Consider the following 23,456-nt stretch of genomic DNA (forward strand, 5'->3'; position numbering starts at 1 on the left):
TAGGACCGAGCTGAGCTCCGCCTTATTTTTCTAATTTCTTTTCTTTGAATAGTTGGTCAATCGCTTGATTCGGCTCCTGACCAAATTGGGCTGCCAAACGCTGGCTCCAAGTATCCTGTGCTCTCTCACCAGCATACTCAGCCTGCACATGGTCATAAGCCTCAATGACAGAGCTGAGTTGCTCGCAGTATTCTTCCTCAAAGACCACCGCTTCATACGGTAGGCGTGGCTTGACAGCATGGTTTTGATTGGGTTTTCCTAAAGCCATACCAAAAACTGGATAAGTATAGTCTGGCAGATTAAAGAGCTGGGCAATTTTTGAAGCTTCATAGCGGACTAAACCAATAATAACGCCGCCATAACCCAGACTTTCAGCTGCTAAGAGGGTATTTTGCCCTGCCAAAGCAGCATCTACCGAGCTAATGAGAATATTTTCGGTTCCTTCAGGGTAAAAACCATCCGTGTGCAATTGAACGCCCTTTTGAGCACGATTGAGGTCTCCTACAAAGAGCAAAAATGCTGAAGCCTGAAGAATTGCTTTCTGCGGAACTAAATCAAAGAGGGCTTCTTTTTTCTCTTTACTGCGCACCACAATGATCGAATAGGACTGGAAATTCTTCCAACTGGAAGCAGCACGTCCAGCATCGATAATGGCGCGTAGTTCTTCAGCTGAAATCTGCTCTTCCGTAAAGCGCCGAACAGACGTATGAGCCTTCATCAAGTTAATTGTTTCATTCATCGACGGTTCTCTCCTTCTAGATGCACTTCTTGAGCCAGAAACTTAATCCGCTCCATAACCCGCTTGGCTTGCCAGGTCTCATCGCCATTCTTAGAATTAGCAAAGTGACGCTCCAAATCTGCAAAACTAAAGTTAGAAGTAAAGAAAGTTGGCAGATTTTCCTGCATGCGGTGCTGGAGAATGACCTGCAAAATCTCATCCCGCATCCAGGGACTAGACTGCTCTGCACCGATATCGTCCAAAATCAGCACTTGAGCTGTCTTGACCTGGTCAATCTTGTCCTTGACCAAACCAGAGCTGATAGCATTCTTAACATCCAAAACAAAGCTCGGATAGTGAAGCAGAGTCGTTGAGACACTGCGTTTTTCTGACAAATCATGCGCCAGCGCAGCCATCATGTAGCTCTTACCCACGCCAAAATCTCCGTAGAGATAGACAGCCTTCTGATAATGCGGAAAATCCGCAACAAAACTGGTCAAGAGCTCAAAAGCCTTGTAACGACCAATATCGTCTAAATCCACTTTGGCCAAACTAGCCTCTTTTAGACTGACTGGCAGATTGATAAGGTTGAGACGGCTTCTAATCGCCTCCTGTCTCTCCTGCTCAATCAACTCAGGCGTCTCTTCATAGGCAACATCCGCATAGCCTTCATTTTTCACCAAAATTGGCTTATAACCCTTAGCAGTATAGTTCTGATCTTCTAGCAGGAAACGATCTCGTTCGGTAATGTATTGATTGAACTTAGAAATGCTCCGCTGAATTTCAGTTGGAGACAGTTGTTCTCGACTGATAAAGGCAGCGATATCTGGATCTGCTAAAATCTGTTGGACCAATTTTTGATAATCAAACTGCTTCACCTTATTCATATGAGGCATTGCCTGTCCTATTTTTTCCATTTAATCGCCTCCCTCTTCCAGTCTCGCTAAAAGTCTTCTTTTTTGTTCTTCTAGTTCCGCTTGTTTTTCTAAGCTGGTTTCATTCTTGTAATCCGGCTGACTCCAGTTCGGCACATTGCTTTTAGCAGAAGCTGGGCTGACTTGCGCAGGACGACTGTTCGTCTGCTGGTTGCGCTCACGGATTTTCAGGACTGCCTCTTCAGCCGAGGTCACCTTTTGATAAGAAAAGTCATTGGCCACCTTGAGGGCATACTTCTCATTGAGGTTGGCTGAATCCACCTTGTTAAAAGTCAGTAGCAGGATGATATTGATAACTTCATCCAACAGTCCCATCTCTGCCAAATCCTGAATCAGCTTCCGTTCACTACGCGTAATGGCCGCTTGACGGGTTTTCTTGATTTCTGCCAAAAAGAACAAGGGCTGCTTGCTTTTAGCCTCACGGATAATAGACTGCTCTTGTGGAGAAAAATCTCCCGAAACTGGTCTTTGCTGAATCTTTTGCTGCATCCGTTTCGTCGAAATCACATGTGACACAGCCGTTTCACGCGCTAAGACATAAGTCTCGTACCAAGTCCATTTCTTCTGCTCCGCAATAGCAAACAAGTCCAAGAGATCCGATTTTTCATCTGCAAAACGCAAGCCATCCTGAGCCATTCTCTGTTTAAAATGCGTCAAGTCAAAATCATTCTGGCGACTGTCTCTCATCGGACTGACTTCTTCCATGCCATAGATCTGGCTAAAAGAAGCACCGATCTTTTGCCCAGCTGGATTTTCCGGTCGTAGCTTATCTACCGCCGCCTGACCAATCTTTTTCTCCAAAAGACTACTGTACACATGGTGAGCAAAGAAGTCCTCAGCGGACAAGGTTGGATAGAGTCGGATGAAAAATCCCGTCTCCGTCTGGAAAAGCTCTAGCAACCCAATAGCTGATAGGCGCTCCAAGCTCCTCTCCAACGCTTCCATACCAAAGTCAAGATGATTTAAAATATGGCTGAAAAGTCGCTGCTGAGTTCCATTATCCCAAAAAGAAACCAGATAAAGATAAAGCGCGACTGCATCCTTGCCCACAATAGGTAGATAATAACGGGTCAGTCCGCTCATATCTTGACTGACCTGGTTATTAGACAAGAAAGAAAAATGATCATTTGGTTTCATAAGCCATTATTTTTCCTTTTTCTTCTTAGAACCCTTGGTAATCTGCTTCAAAAGGCTTTCCAACTCGCCAACATCCTTAAAACTCCGATAAACACTGGCAAAACGGACATAGGTAATTTCATCCAGCTCGGCCAGCTCATCCATGACCAGAGAGCCAATATATTCGCTGGCAATTTCATTTTCGCTCTGACTGCGAAGTTTTTGCTCAATCCGATTGACCAATTCTTCGATCTCGTCACTTGAGACTGGACGCTTCTGAGCGGAGCGGATGATTCCATTAAATATCTTATCCCGAGAAAACTGCTCACGCGTTCCATCTTTTTTGACAACGACTAGGGTTCTTTCTTCCACGCGCTCATAAGTTGTAAAACGATGCTGGCATTCCTCGCATTCACGGCGGCGACGGATTGTATTTCCATCTTCTGCCTGCCGGCTGTCAACCACACTTGATTTGCTTCCACCACATTTGGGACAACGCATGTCATTTCCTCCTAGAATCTTAATACTTCATTATACCATGTTTTGGGCAATAACAAAAGACGAGAGATTTCTCGCCCATAAAAAAACTAAAGCTGACAAAGCAGCTTTAGCAAGGTAACCTTCTTTCAAAAATCAAACAAATGAGAACTCAGCCCTTCTTGTCAAAATACTTTTTGGTTTCAGCAATAATGACAGGAGATAAGGCCAAGAGAGCAATCAGATTTGGCAAGGCCATCAAGGCATTGACAATATCGGCAATGACCCAAACTGCTTCTAGCTCAATAAAGCCCCCTAAGAGCACCATAGCAACAAAGATAATTCGGTACAAGCGAATATATTTAACACCAAAAAGGAACTCAAAGCAGCGCTCACCGTAGTAGTTCCAGCCTAAAATAGTGGTAAAAGCAAACAGAACTAGAAAAACGGATAGAAGGATTGGACCAAAATTGGCAAAGACAGTCGCAAAGGCTGCCTGAGTCAAGGACACGCCGTTAAGATTACCATCCCAGACACCTGTGATTAAAATTGTTAGACCTGTCAGACTACAAATAATCAGAGTATCGATAAAGGTTCCCGTCATAGAAATCAATCCTTGTTCGACAGGCTCCTTGGTCTTGGCTGCCGCCGCAGCAATGGGTGCTGATCCTAAACCAGATTCATTGGAGAATACTCCGCGTGCAACCCCATTTTGAATCGCCATCTGGATGGTTGCACCAGCAAAGCCACCAACAGCAGCCGTCTGACTAAAGGCAGAACTAAAGACTAGCTGAAGAGTTGGCAGCAAACGATCTAGATTGACTGCTAATACAGTCACAGTCCCCAAGATATAAATAGCCGCCATAAAAGGCACAACTTTGGTCGACACTCGAGCAATCGACTGAATACCGCTAAAAATAACTAGAGCCACCAAAATAGCCAAGATAGAGGCAGTCACAGCTGGAGGCAACTGAATCGTATTCTGCATAGCTTCTGTAATGGAATTCACCTGTGTGAAGGTCCCAATCCCTAAAAGAGCCACCAATACACCTGCTACAGCAAAGAAGATAGCCAGCGGACGCCACTTCTCGCCCATTCCTAGTAAGATATAGTGCATGGGACCGCCCGCCATGGCTCCATGAGCATCCTTGCGCCGGTACTTGATAGCCAAGAGGCCTTCGGCATACTTGGTTGCCATTCCAAAGAAAGCTGCTAGCCACATCCAAAATAAGGCGCCCGGTCCACCAACTTTTATGGCAGTCGCTACACCGATAATATTCCCCGTGCCAACCGTGGCTGCCAATGCTGTACAAAGAGCTGCAAAGCTAGACACATCTCCATGATGATCCTCACCGGAAACAAAAATTAAGCGAAAGGCGCGAGAAAGGCGCGAAATCTGTAGCAACCTCAGACGAAGTGTCAGATAAAGCCCTGTTCCAACTAATAAAATCAAGAGGGGAGGCCCCCAGACCAGAGAATCAATTTGATTCAGCAATTTCAACATAAATCTTCTGCTCCTTTTCCACACCGAGAAAAAGAAAAGTACATGTTTACACATGTACTCTGGATGCCTGAGAATGACCCTTTCCTGTCCTTCCCTTGCTCTGTCCTTTTACCTGAGAGTTTGAGCAGTTGCCTGCCTTGCCCCTTCGGTGCCAATCATGGTCTCTCCAGAGTTCCGTCCATTTCACAGTCATAAGGCTCAAACACTTATTTCTGAAAAACTTCATTCGGTGTTTATTCTAAATTTTCTATTATTTTAAAATAATATTCGGTTTTTGTCAATGTTTTATGAAAAATTTTGAATATTCTATAACCCCAAAAGGTTAGATAGAAAATTTATTCAAAGGTAAGATGATAGTAGCTCATAGAATCTCCTTGGTTACCTGTTGATGTAGTTATTTATGGTTCACACTGTTTGAAGTTCTGTAAGTTTTTATTGCACTATATTTTACAATTTTTCATTTCTTAAAGTATTGACAACATTCTTCCAAGAGTTAGTCCAGAGAAATTTTAGAAAGTCCTGTTAGTTCAGCACTGCTTTCTTGCTTGACTTGTAGGCAATGAAAAAGAATGGGTCGTTCTACAAAGCCCTTCTCACCTCCTCAAAGACTAGGCATAAGGCTGCAATTCTGGATTAATTGGTGTGTTGGCCAGATTATTGGCATAATTGCAGAGGGTCGCAAGGCTGACACCTAGAACTACATCCAGAGCATTCTCATGTGTATAGCCCGCTTCTAGGAAGTCTGACAAAGCCTCATCTCCGACCCGTCCCTTGGTATTGATAACAGCAATGGTAAATTTAGCAAGTGTATCTAGCTTCGGATCTGTATCAATCGGAGTACGATTGCGCAGAGCCTCCAAAAGATCATCATTCATTTGAATCTGCTTGATTGAAAAAGCTGTATGACCCGCCACACAGAAAGCACAACCATTAGTAACTGCAGCCGTAATCTGCACTACTTCGCGCTCAGTCGGTGTCAGGCTGTTACGGCGATTGATAGCTCCAACCGTCCGATAAGTTTCCAAAGCCGTTGGTGCATTGGCCAAAAGACCGATAAGATTAGGAATGTAGCCACCGTTATCTTTTTGAACAGTTTCTAAAGCCTCTTTCACCTCAGCTGGTGCAGACTCAATCGTATGGATAGTAAATTCTGACATATGAAACCTCATTTCTTTTAATTAGAAACTATCTTAACATAGGACCAATGACTTGTATAATATATATTTTATATGGCCTCTATAAAGAGAATATATTGCTACATGTCAAACCTAAATATATTACCTGCCTTAACTGCCTCCATACCTCTCTCAAGCATGAAAAAGAAGCCCTAAGGCTTCTGGCTAATATTTTCTAAAACGTTGATAACGCTCTTCTAAGAGTTGGTCAAGGGAAAGTTTAGAAAGTTCCGCTAGTTCAGTACTGATCTCTTGCTTGACTGCAGCTAGGAGCTCATTTTTATTAAAGCCGCGTTCGGGGATGACCTTCTCAACGACACCCATCTGCAAAAGCTCATGCGAGGTGATTTTCATCATCTCAGCCGCCTCCATTGCTCGGCTGCCATCCTTCCATAAAATCGAAGCAAAGCCTTCAGGACTGAGAATGGCATACATAGAGTTTTCCAGCATCCAGACCTTGTCAGCAACTGCCAAGGCTAGCGCCCCACCAGAGCCACCCTCGCCGATGATAATGGCAATAATGGGCACTTGCAGATCGCTCATTTCCATGAGATTACAGGCAATTGCCTCACCCTGTCCGCGCTCTTCAGCACCGACGCCAGGATAGGCACCAGCCGTATTGATAAAGGTCACGACTGGACGGCCAAATTTCTCAGCCTGTTTCATGAGACGCAAGGCCTTACGATAGCCTTCAGGATGAGGTTGTCCAAAGTTTCGTCGCAGATTGTCTTGCAAATTGCGACCTTTTTGAATACCGACCACTGTGATCGGCTGACCATTTAATGTTCCGATACCGCCAATGACAGCACCATCATCACGAAAACCACGATCTCCGTGCAATTCCACAAAATCATCAAAAATTCCTTGGGCAAAATCTAGAGCCGTCAAACGGGACTGATCACGCGCCGCTTTTATAATCTGACTGATTTTTGTCATTGGTCACCTCCATGAAAGCTCAAGAGAGTAGCAATCCGATCCCGCAATTCACCACGTTTTACAATCGCATCAACAAAGCCATGCTCCAGCAAAAATTCTGCCTTTTGGAAGTCATCTGGCAATTTTTCCCGTACAGTAGACTCAATAACCCGGCGACCGGCAAAGCCTACCAAGGCCTGCGCTTCCGCCAAGATAATATCGCCCTCCATAGCAAAAGAGGCTGTGACACCGCCTGTAGTCGGATCTGTCAAAACGGTCAGGTAAAAAAGACCAGCCTTTGAATGACGTTGCACAGCAGCAGAAGTTTTAGCCATTTGCATCAAGCTCATGATCCCCTCCTGCATGCGGGCACCGCCAGAAGCCGTAAAGAGGACGACTGGCAGCTTATACTCTGTCGCATACTCAAAGAGGCGGGTAATCTTTTCACCGACAACCGTTCCCATTGAAGCCATGATAAAGTTGGAATCCATAATCCCAAGGGCTGTTTTTTGTCCTTTGATACTAGCTGTCCCCGTCAAAACGGCCTCATCTAGGCCAGTCTTTGCCCGTGTCTCCGCCAGTTTTTCTCGATAATTTGGAAAACGCAAGGGATCTGTCGTCTCAATACCAGTGAACAATTCCTCAAAGCTTTCTTGATCCACCGTCAAACTCAGGCGCTCAAAAGCTGAAATCCGAAAAGTATAGCCACAGCTTGGACAGACACGCTCTGCCCCCAAATCCTTTTGATAAATGGTATGCTTACAACCTGGACACTTGGAAAAAAGCTCATCTGGAACTTCTGGTTTGGGCTGAGGCAAGGCACGTGAGGAACGATTAGGATTGATCCGAATATATTTATCCTTTTTTGAAAACAAAGGCATTGCTTACTCCTTCATCAAATTGTAGAGTGATTCTGCTTCTTTCAAACAGAATCACTCCTTGTCATCTATTTTTTCTCTTGATAAGCCGGAAGGAACTTCTCCATGAGAAAAGCTGTATCATAATCACCAGCAATCACATTAGGATCTGAAATCAAATCCAGCTGGAAATTGCTATTGGTCACAACACCGTCGATTTCTAGCTCATAGAGAGCCCGTTGCATCTTCATCAGGGCATCAAAGCGATTTTCCCCGTGAACGATGATTTTGGCAATCATGCTGTCATAGTAAGGAGGAATGGTGTAGCCAGGATAGACCGCCGAATCCACACGCAGTCCCACTCCGCCACTTGGCAGATAAAGATTGGAAATCTTTCCTGGGCTCGGTGCAAAGTTAAAGGCTGGATTTTCAGCATTGATCCGACACTCAATCGCATGTCCTCGAATCTCAACATCTTCTTGACTAAAGGACAGCTCTTGACCATCTGCAATCTTAATCTGCTCTTTAACAATATCCACACCGGTAACAAACTCAGTCACTGGATGCTCTACCTGCACCCGAGTATTCATCTCCATAAAGTAGAATTCACCCTTGGCTTCATCCAGCAGAAATTCAATCGTTCCAGCATTTTCATAGCCGACAGACTCAGCAGCCCGAACAGCCGCTTCCCCAATCTGCTGGCGCAGGGTTTTCCCAATCGCCACAGACGGACTTTCTTCCAGCACCTTCTGATTATTCCGCTGCAAAGAACAATCCCGCTCGCCCAAGTGGACCACATGCCCCTGCTGATCTGCTAAAATCTGCACTTCAATATGGCGCGCTGGATAGATAACTCGCTCCATATACATGGCACCATTACCAAAGGCCGCTTTGGCTTCACTAGAAGCAGACTCAAAGGCCGCTACTAAATCCTCAGGCTTTTCAACCTTACGAATACCCTTGCCGCCGCCGCCAGCAGAAGCTTTAAGCATGACTGGATAACCAATCTTTTCGGCGACTTCCAAGGCTTCTTCAGAGGTATGGACTTCCCCATCAGAACCCGGGATAACTGGCACTTTGGCCTTAATCATCTGAGCCCGCGCATTGATCTTGTCCCCCATCAAGTCCATGACAGCACCTGAAGGTCCAATAAACTTAATGCCGACTTCTTCGCACATAGTCGCAAATTTAGAGTTTTCGCTCAAAAAACCAAAACCAGGATGAATGGCTTCCGCACCTGTCAGAACAGCAGCAGACAGGACAGCGTTCATATTCAGATAAGAATCTGTAGACTTGGCTGGCCCGATGCAGACGGCCTCATCAGCCAGTAAAGTATGGAGCGCTTCCTTATCAGCCGTTGAATAAACAGCGACAGTATCAATTCCCAGTTCGCGGGCTGCACGAATAATTCTGACCGCAATTTCCCCACGGTTAGCAATTAAAATTTTACGAAACATGGTGAAATCTCCTCTTTCTTATTGACCAATCGCAAAGGTCAAGGTTCCGCTTGCTGCAAGTTTGCCATCAACTTCAGCCTTGGCCTCCACCACTGCAATGGTTCCGCGGCGCTTGACAAACTTAGCCGTCATAATCAGCTGGTCGCCTGGCACAACTTGCTTCTTGAACTTAACCTTGTCCATGCCAGCATAGAAGACCAGCTTGCCCTTATTTTCTTCTTTAGACAATTCCAGTACACCAGCCGTTTGAGCCAGTGCCTCCATGATCAAGACACCTGGCATAACTGGATACTGAGGGAAATGTCCGTTAAAGAATGGCTCGTTGATCGTCACATTTTTCAGAGCGACAATCTCATCTTCGCTGACTTCCAATACACGATCCACCAAAAGCATAGGATAGCGATGCGGAAGCGCCTCTTTTATTGCATTGATATCAATCATTTGATGCGTACCAGCCCTTTCCCAAACTCAACCATTTCTTCATTCTGAACCAGAATTTCTGTAATCAGACCATCTTTTGGTGCTGGAACTTCATTCATGACCTTCATGGCTTCAATAATCATCAGAGTTTGACCTTTTTTAACTTGGTCTCCTACACTGACAAAAGCTGGTTTATCTGGACCTGCAGCTAAGTAAGCCACGCCAACCAAGGGACTTTCCACAACATCACCCTCAGCAGCTGGTGTCGGGGCCTCTGGAGCCACCTCAGGTGCTGCAGTTGGAGCTGCTTGGGAAACTGTCTCAGATACAGGTGCACTTGCTGGCCGCACTGGAACTACAACAGGAGCTGCACTGACTGATGGAGTTGCTGCGACTGCGGCAGAACTTTCATTCTTACTGAAAGTCAGCTCATCACTTTGATTTTTATAAGAAAATTCACGTAGGCTTGATTGGTCGAACTGAGCCATCAAGTCTTTAATTTCATTGATATTCATCTAGCCCTCCCAACGCTTGAATGCCAGAACAGCATTGTGACCGCCAAAACCAAATGTATTAGAAATCGCATAAGGAATTTCTTGCTCCAAACCTTGTCCATAAACAACGTTCGCTTCAATATAGTCTGACAATTCACTTGTTCCGGCTGTTTTTGGTACAAAGTTATGGCGCATAGCTTCGATGGTAGCGATTGCTTCTACCGCTCCTGCAGCCCCAAGCAAGTGTCCTGTGAATGACTTGGTTGAAGATACAGGTACTTCTTTACCAAGAACAGCTACGATAGCACCACTTTCTCCTTTTTCATTAGCAGGAGTTGAAGTACCGTGGGCATTGACATAAGCCACTTGCTCTGGAGAAATCTCTGCCTCTTCCAAAGCCAATTTGATTGCCTTGATGGCACCTTGACCTTCTGGATGAGGTGAAGTCATGTGGTAAGCATCACAGGTATTACCGTAGCCAACTACTTCAGCCAAGATAGTCGCTCCTCGTTTTTCAGCGTGTTCCAGACTTTCAAGCACCAACATACCAGAACCTTCTCCCATGACAAAGCCATTACGGTCTTTGTCAAATGGAATAGAAGCACGAGTTGGATCTTCTGTAGTTGATAGGGCAGTCAAAGCTTGGAAACCAGCAATGGCAAATGGAGTGATAGACGCTTCTGATCCACCAACTAACATGACATCTTGGAAGCCAAACTTGATAGAGCGGAAAGCATCTCCAATGGCATCATTTGATGAGGCACAAGCTGTATTGATTGATTTACAAATCCCGTTTGCTCCGAAGCGCATAGCAACATTCCCTGAAGCCATATTTGGCAAAGCTTTTGGAAGAGTCATTGGCTTAACGCGTTTTGGACCTTTTTCATGCAAACGGATAACTTGATCTTCGATTTCCTTGATACCACCGATACCAGAAGCCACGATGACACCAAAGCGATCTTTGTCAATTGCTTCTACATCAAGATTCGCATTTGTTACCGCTTCTTGAGCTGCATATAAGGCATACAGAGAATAATTGTCAAAACGATTGGTGTCTTTCTTGATAAAGTATTTATCAAAAGGAAAGTCTTGGACCTCTGCCGCATTATGAACAGCAAAATCGCTGTGATCAAACTTGGTGATGGGACCAATCCCAATCTTACCTTCTTTTAAACTATTCCAAAATTCTTCTGGTGTATTTCCGATGGGAGAGGTTAAGCCATAACCTGTTACAACAACTCGATTTAGTTTCATAGTGAACTCCTTTATGATAATTGGTAAACTGTCAAATCCAAATGCATGCAATTACTGCATTGTCAGTCCGCCATCAATCGCGATGACCTGACCAGTAAGGTATTCCTGACCTGCTAAGAATAGGGCAACATCCGCTACTTCTTCGGTATTGCCGAACCGTTTCATTGGGATTTGAGCCAGAGAAGCTTCTTTGATTTTTTCAGAAAGCCCGTCCGTCATATCCGATTCGATAAAGCCTGGGGCAATCACATTGACACGAATATTGCGTCCAGCTACCTCACGAGCAACCGACTTAGAAAATCCAATCAAGCCAGCTTTAGAGGCTGCATAGTTGGCCTGACCAACATTGCCTGTCAAGCCGACAACACTTGATAGGTTGATGATTGCTCCCTGACGAGCCTTGGTCATTGGTTTCAAGACAGCTTGCGTCATATTGAAGGCTCCAGTCAGATTGACCTTCAGCACTTGCTCGAAGTCTTCCTCTGTCATCTTGAGCATAATCTTATCGCGGGTAATTCCAGCATTATTGACTAAGACATCTACAGAGCCCAAAGCTGCAATCGCCTCTTCAATCATTCGCTTAGCATCAGTACCATCAGACACATCGCCTGAAATAGCCACGACTTTGACCGGATAGCCAGCAAACTCAGCCAAAACTTCGTCTGAAATTTGACCACGCCCATTCAAAACAATATTGGCACCCGCACTTGCAAACTTATGGGCAATAGCCAGACCAATCCCACGGCTAGAGCCAGTAATAAAAACATTTTTATTCTTTAATTCCATTGGTATTCCCCATTATTTTTCCATTAGGGCTGTCAAAGTCTCCACACTTTCAACATGATAAACAACTGCTGATTTATCAATTTTTTTCAGAAAGCCAGACAATACTTTCCCTGGACCAATCTCGATAAACTCAGTCACACCAGCTTCCTGCATTTTAGCGATACTATCGTAGAAACGAACCGGCTCCATAACCTGACGAGTTAACAATTCCTTAATTCTGCCAGTTTCCATGATATCCGCCTCTGTATTGCCCACTAGCGGAAGCTGAAAATCAGCAAATTCTGTTTCAGCCAAAACCTGAGCTAATTGCTCACTGGCTGGTTTCAAGAGAGCTGTATGGAACGGACCAGAAACGTTTAGCGGAATCAAGCGTTTCACACCTGCTTCTTTGAGGAGTTCCACCACTTTATCCACCGCTGCCACATCTCCTCCAATGACGATTTGACCTGGAGTATTGTAGTTGGCAGGAGAGACGACTCCTAGCTGACTAGCCGTCTGGCAAGCTTCCTCGATAAGAGATACGTCCGCATTTAGGACCGCAACCATCTTTCCAGAACCAGCAGGAGCTGCTTCTTCCATGAAAGCTCCACGTTTTGCGACTAGAGCCACCGCTGTTTTGAAGTCCAGCGCGCCAGCAGCTACCAAGGCAGAGTATTCGCCCAGAGAAAGACCAGCTACCATATCAGGTTGGATTCCTTTTTCAGCCAGCAGGCGATAAATAGCAAGAGAAGTTGTCAAAATTGCTGGTTGAGTATAGCGAGTTTGGTTGAGTTTTTCTTCATCTTGGTCAATCAATGCCCGAACATCATAGCCCAGAACTTGATTTGCTTCCTCAAAAGTTGCCTTAACCACATCATACTGCTCATAGAGGTCACGAGCCATTCCCAGATATTGGGCTCCCTGACCAGCAAATAGAAAGGCTGTCTTAGTCATTTCTAGTTACTCCTGCCCAACGTTTTGCTTCTTGCTGAATCTTCTCAGCAGCGCCATAATAGATATCCTTGAGGATTTCTTCGACGGTTTCTTCCTTGCTGACCAAGCCTGCAATCTGACCAGACATGACGGAACCATTTTCCACATCGCCACGGACAACTGCATTGGCCAGAGCACCAGCACCCAGATTTTCAAAAACAGTCAAGTCTGGATTTTCTTGCTTGAAGGCTTCTTTTTCAGCCTTTTCAAAATCGCGAGTCAGCTTATTCTTGAGCGCACGAACCGCATGACCGAAGTGTTGAGCAGAAATTGTCGTATCGATATCACGAGCTTTCAAAATCATATCTTTATAATTTTGATGGGCATTAGATTCCTTAGCTACAACGAAGCGTGTTCCGACCTGAACCGCTTCTGCTCCTAACATAAAGCCAGCCGCAGCACCAGATCCATCCGCAATACCACCAGCCGCAATAACTGGAATGTTAACTGCTTCTACAACCTGACGAACCAAGGTCATGGTTGTTAACTTACCGATGTGACCACCAGCTTCCATTCCTTCAGCAATGACGGCATCTGCTCCGATTTTTTCCATCCGTTTAGCCAAAGCCACACTTGGTACAACAGGAATCACAGTAATACCTGCTTCATGGAAACGAGCCATGTACTTGCTTGGATTGCCCGCACCAGTCGTTACCACTTTTACACCCTCTTCGATCACCAAATCCACGATGTCATCTACAAAAGGCGACAAAAGCATGATATTGACGCCGAAAGGACGATCCGTCAAAGACTTAATCTTATCAATATTGGATTTCACCACTTCCTTAGGCGCATTTCCACCACCGATGATCCCAAGACCACCAGCCTTTGAAACAGCACCAGCCAAGTCACCATCTGCGACCCAAGCCATACCACCTTGGAAAATAGGATATTTAATATCTAATAATTCTGTAATTCGTGTTTGCATAATACCTTCCTCTAATCATTGCTTAAGTAATAGCTTGAGCCCAAACCGCTAGATAGCAACCTTTTTACTTTGAAATTCAAACTATTACCTAAACAAGAGAGAATATCTTGCGATACTCTCAAATCTTTATTATTTTGTTTTTTCTTCTACGTAGGTAACCAAGTCACCAACTGTTTTCAAGCCTTCTTCAGTTTCGATTTGGATGTCAAATGCATCTTCGATTTCTGAAATTACTTGGAACAAATCCAATGAATCTGCTTCAAGATCATCGAAAGTTGACTCAAGTGTAACTTCTGATGGCTCTTTACCAAGTTCCTCAACGATAATTTCTTGTACTTTTTCAAATACTGCCATGGATAGACTCCTTTAAAAAATATATTTTTTATCTATGTGTTTCCACATGATTAACTAAATTGTAACAATAAGCGTGCCCCATGTCAAACCTCCACCGAAACCTGACAATAAAATAGTCTGATCTCCGTTTAGCTTAATCAAGTCCTGTTGGACACACTCAGATAATAAAATCGGGATGCTAGCTGCACTAGTATTGCCATATTCCATCATATTAGCAGGTAGTTTTTCCCGAGAAACTCCGAGTTTCTTAGCCATTTTATCTAAAATTCGGATATTGGCCTGATGCAAGAGCAGATAATCAAGCTCCTCCACTGAAAATGGACTCTCTTCAATGGTATTTTTGATAGACTGTGCCACATCACGAATAGCGAAATCAAAGATTGCTCGGCCTTCCATTTTCAAATAGCGATCATCAACTTGCTTTTCCGAAAATGGAGAGGACAAACCAAGTCCACCACAAGTCAAACTCTGACCTCTCAAGCCATCAGTAAACTGACTTTCAGCCCAAAAATGCTGCTTTTCTGCCGCTTCAAGCAAGACTCCCCCAGCCCCATCACCAAATAAGACTGACGTCGCACGATCCGACCAATCAACGACTTTCGAAAGCGTTTCGCTACCGATGACCAAACCTCTTTGATAGCGACCAGAGGAAATGAACTTTTCTCCAGTTGATAAGGCAAAGATAAAGCCACTGCAAGCTGCCGTCAAGTCAAAAGCAAAAGCCTTGGTAGCTCCAATATTGGCCTGCACTCTAGCTGCAGTTGACGGCATCATAGAATCCGGAGTGATCGTCGCAACAATGATAAAATCAAGCTGATCAGCAGACAGTTGGGCCTTTTCCAGTAATTGCTCAGCAACTTTTGTAGCTAAAGCACTGGTTGACTCAGTCCGAGATAAATGTCGCTGTTTGATACCCGTACGACTTGAGATCCATTCATCACTTGTATCCATCATCTTAGCCAGATCATCATTTGTGACAATCTGCTCTGGAGCATAATGAGCTACTTGAGTAATTCTTGCATAGTTCATTATTTCAACTCCTCTAAAAAATTATACAAGTTCTGCAAACCTTTTTGCATTGCATTTTTTTCTTCTGAGGACATTCCTTCCACTACTTGCATGACCATGCGATTGTGGAATCGTTTATGAAGGCGATACAAGAGCCTCCCCTTCTTAGTCAAACTCAGATGAACTACACGACGGTCAATGGATGAACGGCGACGCTCGATATACCCTTTACGCTCCAAGTTATTCAAGCTGGTTGTGACAGTCCCCAAAGTGACTAACAATTCCTTTGAAATATCGCTTGGAGTCGCATTAGGCATGGTACCAATAACATCAATAGTGTGCATTTCTTTAATGGAGACGTCTTTAAATTGACTGCCTCGGAGGCTGGACTCTTCAATAACCAAAACATTATTAAAAATGGATGTTAAATAATCATTGACTAATTGATAATTCAAACCAACACCTCCTTCATAAATACTTTGACATTCAAATTTTATCAGATCTCAAAATAATTTGCAAGTCCTTTTGAAAATTTATTTGATTTTCAAACAATTTTCTTATCCTACAAATCCTTACTTACCTGTGAATTGTGGACGACGCTTCTCAGTATAAGCCTGAACGCCTTCTTTAAAGTCCTCTGTGAAAGCCAGGGATTTCTGCAAAGCCAACTCCAGCTCTGCATACTCTTTCCAACCGCTAAATAAACTCTTCCAGACCATTTCTTTCATAGCTCTGTAAGAATTCAGCGAGCCGCGTTTTAGCTTCTTCAGCAACTGTTCCGTTGTTTTTTCCAGTTTTTCTGCTTCACAGACCTTATAAAGCAAACCATAATCCAGAGCCTTCTCAGCAGTCAAGGCATCTCCCGTCATGACCAAATGAGTCGCCCGAGTCACACCAATTGCCCGAGTCAGAAGATAAAGCCCACCGGCATCTGGCGCTAAGCCCACTCCCACAAAAGCTTGAATGAATCGAGATTTTTCCGTCGCAATGCAGAAATCTGCAGCCACGACCATATTGGCAGCTGCACCAGCAACAGGGCCATCCACACTCATGATAACTGGCTTGGGTAGTTGTTTCATGGCAAAGGAAATGTCATTGACCAGCTCTGCAATTTTTACCAAGGATTGAATATCGTCAGCACTGACAGCTCTTTGCATCTCAGCTAGGTCGCCACCGACAGAAAATACCTTCCCATTGGCATTGATCACTAGAAACTTCACTGCCTTATCATTTGCGGCTAGCTCAATCGCTTCTAAAATCTCCTCACACATAGGGATATTGAAACCATTTGAAACTTCAGGACGATTGAAGGTAATAGTCGCCACTTCATCAACTACCTTATAAAGAATACCATTAAAAGTCATTCTAACTCCATTCTAGACTGGGTAATTACAGTCATTTTATTTCATAATTAAATAATTTGATAGTCAAATTACATTTATTCTAGCATAAAAGATGTAAGAAAGAAAACAAAAACTGGAAAATTTGATTTTATATTCGTTTTTTGCTTATTTTTGAAACAAATTTACGTAAAGCAGTGCTTCTGATAGATTTGCAAAATTTTCAGAATTTTGTTATAATTTTTCCTAAATCATGTTTAGGAGTTTCTATGAAAGTTGTAAAATTTGGCGGAAGTTCACTTGCTTCTGCTTCACAATTAGAAAAAGTCTTACATATTGTAAAGTCTGATGCTGAGCGTCGCTTCGTTGTCGTTTCTGCACCAGGAAAAAGAGATGACCAGGATACAAAAGTCACCGATGCCCTGATTAAGTATTATCGCCAGTATATTGCAGGAAATGATGTCTCCAAGGAGCAAAATTGGATTATTAAACGCTACTCCGATATGGTTTCTGAGCTAGGCCTGAAATCTGCAATTATTGAAAAAATCTCTAAGAGCATCATCTCCCTAGCTACTCTGCCAATTGAAAATAATGAATTTCTTTACGATACTTTCCTAGCAGCTGGTGAAAACAACAATGCTAAGCTCATCGCAGCTTACTTTAACCACAATGGCATTCCGGCTCGCTACGTCCATCCTAGAGAAGCTGGACTAGTGGTTTCAAGCGAACCAGGAAATGCTCGGATCCTTCCTTCAAGCTATGATAAATTGGAAGAACTAATTCATTCCGATGAAGTCCTTGTCATCCCTGGCTTCTTTGGTGTCACTCAAGATGGACAGATCTGTACTTTTTCTCGTGGCGGGTCAGATATTACAGGATCAATTATTGCAGCTGGTGTCAAAGCTGACGTCTATGAAAACTTCACTGATGTGGACGGCATCTTTGCTGCTCATCCTGGGATTATTCATAAGCCACGCTCTATCGCTGAGCTTACTTACCGTGAAATGCGAGAATTAGCCTATGCAGGTTTTACTGTCCTTCACGATGAAGCCCTGCTTCCAGCCTATCGCGGAAAAATTCCACTCGTTATCAAAAATACCAACAATCCAGAACACCCTGGTACGCGCATCGTCCATAAACATAGCGAAGATCATCCTCCTGTTGTAGGAATCGCTGGCGACTCTGGCTTCGTAAGCATTAACATGTCCAAGTATCTCATGAACCGAGAAGTTGGATTTGGCCGAAAGGCGCTTCAGATTTTGGAAGATCTAAATATCGGTTGGGAGCATATGCCAACAGGAATCGATGATCTTTCCATCATTCTTCGCGAACGTGAATTAACTCCAATCAAAGAAGAAGAAATTCTGCGCCAACTTGTACAAAAGGCAGAAGTAGACTACGCTGAGATTGAGCATGATCTTTCTATCATCATGATTGTCGGCGAAAAAATGAAAAGTCATATCGGGGTAACTGCTACTGCGACTAGAGCTCTTTCTGACAACAAAATCAATATCCAAATGATGTCACAAGGTTCCAGTGAAGTTTCTATCATGTTTGTTGTCAATAAGAACCAAGAAAAAGAAGCCATCCGTGCTTTGTATAAAGCATTCTTTGGCAACTCAGAAAGCGATGAATAAACCGAATAAGTAAACAACAAGGACCTAGCTCTATATGGAGCCAGGTCTTTCCTTATTCTTTCTTGCTTATAATAAACCTTTTTTCTTTTCCAAGATTAGGTCTTTGACAGATATCAACAGGACAGCTAGCAAAATCATGCCCATACCTACAAAATCAAGCAGATAAAATCGTTCATTCATAATGACAAAAGCAAAGAAGACCGCTGAAATTGGCTCTATTGAAGCCAAGAGACTAGATTTGACAGGACCAACCAAGCTTGTTCCCTTCAAAAAGACGGTGTAAGCAAAGATTGTCCCGATGACAATGATGCCGACCAAGGCTAAAAGGATATCTAAACGGAATTGCCACTGATGCTGGAAAATACCGCTGAAAGGAAGGAGCAAGACACCTGCAATGGTCATCCCAATCCCGATTATCAGCATGCTTCCCCACTTTTTAATGAGCCCAATCGGCAAAAGAATATAAAGTGCATAAGTAAAAGCTGAGAAAATACCTAAAAATAAGCCTTTTGGTGTCATCGAGAGCTGATTGACCTGACCGTGGGTCGCAATCAGAAAGGTTCCACCTATAGCTAGAATCATTGAACAAATCTGAGCCACAGTCGGTGCTACTCTGTCTTTGATACAAGTGTATGCCAAAACACCAACAGGACAGAGATACTGTAAAACCGTTGCTGTTCCTGCATTCGTCTCATGAATGGCCGCTAGATAAGCATATTGATTGATGAACAAGCCTAAGACTGCAAAAAGTAAAATGTGTAACAGAGAGCTCTTGTCTTTCCAAATCTCTTTAAAAGAGTCTTTATTTGTCGCATAAGCCAACATCATCAAAACCAAACCCGCTAGCAACAAGCGCACATTGGTCAAGCTCAGTGCCGAAAAACCATGCTCCATCAGATATTGACCACTTGTTCCCGATAAGCCCCAGGCAATCCCCGCAGCCAAGGTATAAAGGGTCCCCCTTAAAACTTTTGACATCTCAAACCTCTTTCTGTTAGCTTTGATCATTATAACATAAACCATAAAGAAAAATCAGTCTGTTTTGACTGATTTTTTATGATTTAGCTGAGCTTAAAGATGTTTAATCCTCTATCTCAAGAAGTAAATAAGGCAAACCTAAGATATGCCCAATAACCCCTAGCATAGCCCGCATTCCAGAAGCTGTAACGAGTACTTTCTGGCCATCTTTCATTTGAATCTTATGCGATTTCATAAAACTTTGTCCAACCTGTAGTTCAGCACTGTCTCCCTCAAAAGTCAGCGTTTTACTTTCATCATTCGCAAGTTTATCCACAAGTTGACCATTTAGATATACCGCAACATTTTGGGCAACTCCAACCATACCGGTAGCACGCGTATTGATAAATTTTAGCATCAGAAACCCCTTTATTTTAACCCAGCCTATCAACAAAAATTCTTCAGTTTATTCTTCAATCCTAGCTGAGTAAAAAGGCAGAAGAAACATTAAAACAATATAAAGAATTAAGAGAATTGCACGCACTAGACCACCAAAGAACAGGCCGAGCAACAAAACTCCTAGACAGATAGAAAAATTAGTAAAATTTGTTTCAACCAGCAAGGTTTGCCCTGCTTTAACTGTCACTGGCTTGGTTCTCATAGGAGCAGCTCCTACACGAACGACAGCTTCTTCCCCCTCAATAGGAAAGGCCGCCTCGTCGCCATTCTGGATTGTACCAACCTTTTGGCCATTGATTAAAATTGGAAAATTCCCAATGATCCCTACAAAGCCTGTTCCGCGTTTTACTTTAATTTCTGACATAAGGACTCCTTTATTTTTTACCTATTTTACCATAAGTTCTCTTCAAATAAAAGGCGAAAACCAGCCTCACGACTGGTTTTCTACTTATTTCTATAATTTCTCCAACTCTTCATTGAGCAGTTTTTGTGCTACTTGTGGGTTGGCTTGGCCCTTGGTAGCCTTCATGAGCTGACCAATCAAGGACTTGGCTGCATTCTTGTTGCCGCCCTTATAGTCATTGATGGCTTTTTCATTATCCGCAAAGACTTGCTGGATAATAGGAAGAAGTTGAGCAGGGTCTGAAATTTGGATCAAGCCTGCTTTCTGTACATACTCTTTAGCAGAGCCACCGTTTTTAGCTAGATGGACAAAGACCTTCTTAGCAATCTTAGAGGAAATCGTTCCGTCTGCAATCAGTGCAATCATCTCAGTCAGGTTCTCAGGCGTCAGCTCAATCTCAGAAATAGTCTTGCCTTCAGCATTGAGGTATTGAGCCACTTCTCCTTGGAGCCAGTTAGAGACAGCCTTAGCGTCTCCACCTGCAGCAACAGCTACTTCAAAGAAGTCTGACACAGCCTTGGTCGCGGTCAGCTGCTTGGCATCGTAGTCAGACAGGCCGTAATCGCCCACATACTTGGCACGGCGCTCTTTTGGAAAGGCTGGCAGATTGCTGCGTACTTGCTCAATCCAAGCATCTTCAATCTCAAAGATAGGCAAATCAGGCTCTGGGAAGTAACGGTAGTCCGCTGAACCTTCCTTCACCCGCATAAGCAGAGTTTCCCCAGTTGCTTCATCATAACGACGGGTTTCCTGACGGATTTGACCACCGCTGCGTAGGATTTCCGCTTGGCGTTTTTCCTCAAATGCTAGACCCTTCCGGACAAAGTTGAAGGAGTTGAGGTTTTTCAGCTCAGTCTTGGTGCCAAATTCTTCCTGACCGTAAGGACGGATGGAAATATTGGCGTCGACCCGCATGGAACCTTCTTCCATCTTGACATCCGAAATACCCGTGTACTGGATGATTTCCTTGAGGGCAGTCAGATAGGCATAAGCTTCTTCTGGACTGCGCATATCTGCTTCCGAGACAATCTCAATCAGAGGCACCCCTTGACGGTTGAGGTCCACATAAGAGTAGCCATCGCTGCCGTGGGTATTCTTTCCAGCATCTTCTTCCAAGTGGGCTCGCTCGATACGGATTTTCTTGGTCGTGCCATCTTCTAGCTCAATCTCAATCCAGCCATTGTAGCCAATCGGCTCATCAAACTGAGAAATTTGATAGGCTTTTGGATTGTCCGGATAGAAGTAATTCTTGCGGTCAAAGTGCATTTTCTGGTGAATATCCATGTTCAAAGCCAGAGCAGCTTTGATTCCATAGTCAATGACACCCTTGTTCATAACAGGCAGGACACCTGGGAAGGACCAGTCGATGATATTGGTGTTGGCATTTGGATCTTCACCGAAGTGAGCTGGAGCCGGTGAGAAAATTTTTGAATTGGTCTTCAATTCAACATGGACTTCCAGTCCGATAACTGTTTCAAAGTTCATTATTTTTCACCTCCAAAGATAACTGGCTGCTGTTTGTGGTAGTCAGTCGTCGCTTCAAACGCTGCGGCTGCCTGATAGATGGTTGCTTCATCAAAGTGGTTACCAATCAGCTGCAAGCCGACAGGAAGACCATCTGCAAAGCCGGCTGGGATTGAAATGCCCGGCAGGCCAGCCAGATTGACTGGAATGGTCAAAAGGTCAGCCAGATACATGGCCACTGGATCTTGGTTTTGACTACCCAAATCATAAGCAACCGTTGGTGCAGTTGGACCTAAGATCAAATCATATTTTTCAAAAACCTTAGCAAAATCTTGCATAATCAAGGTCCGAACCTGACCAGCTTTCTTGAAGTAGGCATCGTAGTAACCAGATGACAAGCTGAAAGTACCCAGCATGATGCGGCGTTTCACCTCTTCACCAAAGCCTTCACTGCGAGATTTGACATAGACATCTTCTAGATTTTCAATGCCTTCTGCGCGGTAGCCATAGCGAATACCGTCAAAGCGCTGCAGGTTAGAGCTGGCTTCAGAGGAAGCAATGATATAGTAAACAGCCACGCCGTACTTGCTGTGGGGCAGGCTAACTTCTTCAACAATCGCACCTAGGCTTTCCAAGTGCTTGGCTGCTGCCAGAATCGTTTCCTTGACCTTGCTGTCAATTCCCTCACCCATGTATTCCTTAGGCAGGGCAATCTTCATGCCCTTGATGTCTTGGCCAATCTTGCTAGTAAAGTCTGGCACTGCTTCTTGTGATGATGTAGAATCTTTAGGATCATTACCAGAAATAACATTCAGAAGCTGGGCATTTTCCTTAACCGTCTGAGAGAAAGGCCCAATCTGATCTAAAGAAGAACCAAAAGCAATGAGACCAAAACGAGAAACCCGTCCGTAAGTTGGTTTGAGGCCGACTACACCGTTAAAGGAAGCAGGCTGACGAATGGAGCCACCCGTATCTGAACCCAGTGACAGACGAACCTGACCAGAGGCAACCGCTGTCGCTGATCCACCAGATGACCCACCAGGAACCTTGCTGCTGTCCCAAGCATTCTTAGTCGTCTTAAAGTAAGAGTTTTCGCTGGATCCCCCCATGGCGAACTCGTCCATGTTGGTCTTCCCAACGATAATCATATCCTTACCGTAGAGCTTCTCTACACTGGTTGCATCGAAAATCGGCTTATAGTTGTAGAGCATTTTAGATGCAGCCGTCGTCAAGATTCCCTTGGTTGAGATATTGTCCTTAACCGCTAGCGGAATTCCGCTCATAAGATTATCAGCATCAATGCCCTTAGCATCCAGAGCTGCTGCCTGAGCCAATGCTTCCTCTTCGCTGATAGTGATGAAACTGTCCACGGCAGCTTCACGTTCTTTGATGTCTGCCAAAGTTGCCTGAGTTAACTCTACTGCAGAAATTTCTTTCTTGACCAGCAAATCATGCAGCTCTTCAATGGTCTTGTGATTAAAAGTCATTAGTCATCTCCTCCGTCATCTAGGATGGCAGGTACTTTGATGTAGCCCCGCTCTTTTTCAGGTACATTTTGGAAAAGCTCTTCTCGGTTCCAGCCCGGCTGAGCCACATCTTCTCGCATATAGTTGATGTTAGCTGCCACATTGGAAGTGAAAGGCACACCCTCCGTATCCACTTCATTGAGCAATTCGACCATGTCGACAATTTTAGACAAGGTTGTCGCAAACTCATCTGTCTCTTCTGGTGAAAAAGCCAGTTTTGACAGTTTTGCAACGTGACTTACTTCTTCTTGAGTAATCTTCATCTCTGATTCCTTTCATAAGATAGGCGAGCCTGAATAC

The 23,456-nt window shown here is 44.0% G+C and carries 26 protein-coding genes and 1 riboswitch; of the genes, 1 reads left to right on the plus strand and 25 read right to left on the minus strand.

The genetic code is table 11. The features are described 5' to 3' along the window. Positions 1 to 22 precede the first annotated feature (22 nt). The 19 genes from O3651_RS02780 to O3651_RS02870 all read right to left on the minus strand — a co-directional run bounded on the left by O3651_RS02780 (position 23) and on the right by O3651_RS02870 (position 16,734). Positions 23 to 739, minus strand: a complete 717-nt coding sequence (locus O3651_RS02780) for an NADPH-dependent oxidoreductase (protein ID WP_371609502.1) — start codon at positions 737 to 739, stop codon at positions 23 to 25. Next, positions 736 to 1,635, minus strand: a complete 900-nt coding sequence (gene dnaI / locus O3651_RS02785; protein ID WP_371609503.1) for a primosomal protein DnaI — start codon at positions 1,633 to 1,635, stop codon at positions 736 to 738. Before dnaI ends, O3651_RS02780 begins: the two co-directional genes overlap by 4 nt. Further along, positions 1,636 to 2,790, minus strand: a complete 1,155-nt coding sequence (locus O3651_RS02790; protein ID WP_371609504.1) for a DNA helicase — start codon at positions 2,788 to 2,790, stop codon at positions 1,636 to 1,638. A gap of 6 nt (positions 2,791 to 2,796) precedes the next feature. Then, complete coding sequence (nrdR, locus tag O3651_RS02795; protein WP_005591110.1) at positions 2,797 to 3,270, minus strand: transcriptional regulator NrdR; 474 nt, start codon at positions 3,268 to 3,270, stop codon at positions 2,797 to 2,799. 148 nt (positions 3,271 to 3,418) lie between these two features. Next, positions 3,419 to 4,750 carry an alanine/glycine:cation symporter family protein gene (locus O3651_RS02800; protein ID WP_371609505.1) on the minus strand — a complete coding sequence of 444 codons (1,332 nt, stop codon included), beginning with the start codon at positions 4,748 to 4,750 and terminating at the stop codon, positions 3,419 to 3,421. Positions 4,751 to 4,840: 90 nt separating this feature from the next. Continuing rightward, positions 4,841 to 4,930: riboswitch (glycine riboswitch) on the minus strand. A 428-nt stretch (positions 4,931 to 5,358) separates the two neighbouring features. After that, the gene (locus O3651_RS02805; RefSeq protein ID WP_371609506.1) at positions 5,359 to 5,907 is read right to left on the minus strand and encodes a carboxymuconolactone decarboxylase family protein; all 549 of its coding nucleotides are present in this window, start codon (positions 5,905 to 5,907) and stop codon (positions 5,359 to 5,361) included. A 183-nt stretch (positions 5,908 to 6,090) separates the two neighbouring features. Then, positions 6,091 to 6,861 carry an acetyl-CoA carboxylase carboxyl transferase subunit alpha gene (locus O3651_RS02810; protein WP_148887006.1) on the minus strand — a complete coding sequence of 257 codons (771 nt, stop codon included), beginning with the start codon at positions 6,859 to 6,861 and terminating at the stop codon, positions 6,091 to 6,093. Then, the gene (accD, locus tag O3651_RS02815; RefSeq protein ID WP_371609507.1) at positions 6,858 to 7,721 is read right to left on the minus strand and encodes an acetyl-CoA carboxylase, carboxyltransferase subunit beta; all 864 of its coding nucleotides are present in this window, start codon (positions 7,719 to 7,721) and stop codon (positions 6,858 to 6,860) included. Before accD ends, O3651_RS02810 begins: the two co-directional genes overlap by 4 nt. 65 nt (positions 7,722 to 7,786) lie before the next feature. Then, complete coding sequence (locus O3651_RS02820) at positions 7,787 to 9,154, minus strand: acetyl-CoA carboxylase biotin carboxylase subunit (RefSeq protein ID WP_371609508.1); 1,368 nt, start codon at positions 9,152 to 9,154, stop codon at positions 7,787 to 7,789. A gap of 18 nt (positions 9,155 to 9,172) precedes the next feature. After that, positions 9,173 to 9,595, minus strand: coding sequence for a 3-hydroxyacyl-ACP dehydratase FabZ (gene fabZ / locus O3651_RS02825; RefSeq protein ID WP_008809611.1), 423 nt, complete (start codon positions 9,593 to 9,595; stop codon positions 9,173 to 9,175). Further along, on the minus strand, positions 9,592 to 10,089 hold the full coding sequence (gene accB, locus O3651_RS02830; protein WP_371609509.1) for an acetyl-CoA carboxylase biotin carboxyl carrier protein: 498 nt from the start codon (positions 10,087 to 10,089) through the stop codon (positions 9,592 to 9,594). The genes fabZ and accB overlap by 4 nt, the downstream gene beginning before the upstream one ends. Next, positions 10,090 to 11,322, minus strand: a complete 1,233-nt coding sequence (gene fabF / locus O3651_RS02835; RefSeq protein ID WP_045500616.1) for a beta-ketoacyl-ACP synthase II — start codon at positions 11,320 to 11,322, stop codon at positions 10,090 to 10,092. A 51-nt stretch (positions 11,323 to 11,373) separates the two neighbouring features. After that, the gene (gene fabG / locus O3651_RS02840) at positions 11,374 to 12,108 is read right to left on the minus strand and encodes a 3-oxoacyl-[acyl-carrier-protein] reductase (RefSeq protein ID WP_371609510.1); all 735 of its coding nucleotides are present in this window, start codon (positions 12,106 to 12,108) and stop codon (positions 11,374 to 11,376) included. Positions 12,109 to 12,120: 12 nt separating this feature from the next. Beyond that, complete coding sequence (fabD, locus tag O3651_RS02845; RefSeq protein WP_371609511.1) at positions 12,121 to 13,041, minus strand: ACP S-malonyltransferase; 921 nt, start codon at positions 13,039 to 13,041, stop codon at positions 12,121 to 12,123. Then, positions 13,034 to 14,008 carry an enoyl-[acyl-carrier-protein] reductase FabK gene (fabK, locus tag O3651_RS02850; RefSeq protein WP_371609512.1) on the minus strand — a complete coding sequence of 325 codons (975 nt, stop codon included), beginning with the start codon at positions 14,006 to 14,008 and terminating at the stop codon, positions 13,034 to 13,036. The genes fabD and fabK overlap by 8 nt, the downstream gene beginning before the upstream one ends. A gap of 129 nt (positions 14,009 to 14,137) precedes the next feature. After that, on the minus strand, positions 14,138 to 14,362 hold the full coding sequence (locus O3651_RS02855) for an acyl carrier protein (protein ID WP_371609513.1): 225 nt from the start codon (positions 14,360 to 14,362) through the stop codon (positions 14,138 to 14,140). Positions 14,363 to 14,416: 54 nt separating this feature from the next. After that, a complete protein-coding gene (locus O3651_RS02860) occupies positions 14,417 to 15,391 on the minus strand; it encodes a beta-ketoacyl-ACP synthase III (protein WP_371609514.1) in 975 nt (324 codons plus the stop codon). Beyond that, positions 15,391 to 15,825, minus strand: coding sequence for a MarR family winged helix-turn-helix transcriptional regulator (locus tag O3651_RS02865; protein WP_045500607.1), 435 nt, complete (start codon positions 15,823 to 15,825; stop codon positions 15,391 to 15,393). The genes O3651_RS02860 and O3651_RS02865 overlap by 1 nt, the downstream gene beginning before the upstream one ends. Positions 15,826 to 15,942: 117 nt before the next feature. Beyond that, positions 15,943 to 16,734 carry an enoyl-CoA hydratase gene (locus tag O3651_RS02870; protein ID WP_371609515.1) on the minus strand — a complete coding sequence of 264 codons (792 nt, stop codon included), beginning with the start codon at positions 16,732 to 16,734 and terminating at the stop codon, positions 15,943 to 15,945. A 245-nt stretch (positions 16,735 to 16,979) separates the two neighbouring features. On the opposite strand from O3651_RS02870, the gene O3651_RS02875 reads away from it, so the two are divergent. Then, the gene (locus O3651_RS02875) at positions 16,980 to 18,347 is read left to right on the plus strand and encodes an aspartate kinase (RefSeq protein ID WP_311164678.1); all 1,368 of its coding nucleotides are present in this window, start codon (positions 16,980 to 16,982) and stop codon (positions 18,345 to 18,347) included. A 66-nt stretch (positions 18,348 to 18,413) separates the two neighbouring features. Here the strand turns inward: O3651_RS02875 and O3651_RS02880 are convergent, their stop codons facing one another. The 6 genes from O3651_RS02880 to gatC all read right to left on the minus strand — a co-directional run bounded on the left by O3651_RS02880 (position 18,414) and on the right by gatC (position 23,419). Further along, positions 18,414 to 19,325, minus strand: coding sequence for an EamA family transporter (locus O3651_RS02880; RefSeq protein WP_311164677.1), 912 nt, complete (start codon positions 19,323 to 19,325; stop codon positions 18,414 to 18,416). 103 nt (positions 19,326 to 19,428) lie between these two features. Continuing rightward, entirely contained in the window at positions 19,429 to 19,722 is a 294-nt protein-coding gene (locus O3651_RS02885; protein WP_311164676.1) for a hypothetical protein, read from the minus strand. Between the two features lie 48 nt (positions 19,723 to 19,770). Further along, positions 19,771 to 20,127 (minus strand): hypothetical protein, encoded by a 357-nt coding sequence (locus O3651_RS02890; RefSeq protein WP_048763482.1) that lies wholly within the window; start codon positions 20,125 to 20,127, stop codon positions 19,771 to 19,773. A 90-nt stretch (positions 20,128 to 20,217) separates the two neighbouring features. Beyond that, a complete protein-coding gene (gene gatB, locus O3651_RS02895) occupies positions 20,218 to 21,651 on the minus strand; it encodes an Asp-tRNA(Asn)/Glu-tRNA(Gln) amidotransferase subunit GatB (RefSeq protein WP_371609516.1) in 1,434 nt (477 codons plus the stop codon). Next, the gene (gatA, locus tag O3651_RS02900) at positions 21,651 to 23,117 is read right to left on the minus strand and encodes an Asp-tRNA(Asn)/Glu-tRNA(Gln) amidotransferase subunit GatA (protein ID WP_062003963.1); all 1,467 of its coding nucleotides are present in this window, start codon (positions 23,115 to 23,117) and stop codon (positions 21,651 to 21,653) included. The genes gatB and gatA overlap by 1 nt, the downstream gene beginning before the upstream one ends. Then, positions 23,117 to 23,419 carry an Asp-tRNA(Asn)/Glu-tRNA(Gln) amidotransferase subunit GatC gene (gatC, locus tag O3651_RS02905; protein WP_371609517.1) on the minus strand — a complete coding sequence of 101 codons (303 nt, stop codon included), beginning with the start codon at positions 23,417 to 23,419 and terminating at the stop codon, positions 23,117 to 23,119. The genes gatA and gatC overlap by 1 nt, the downstream gene beginning before the upstream one ends. Positions 23,420 to 23,456: the final 37 nt, after the last annotated feature.

Origin of the sequence: Streptococcus sp. 27098_8_73 (assembly GCF_041432495.1) — a bacterium.
Lineage (GTDB): Bacteria > Bacillota > Bacilli > Lactobacillales > Streptococcaceae > Streptococcus.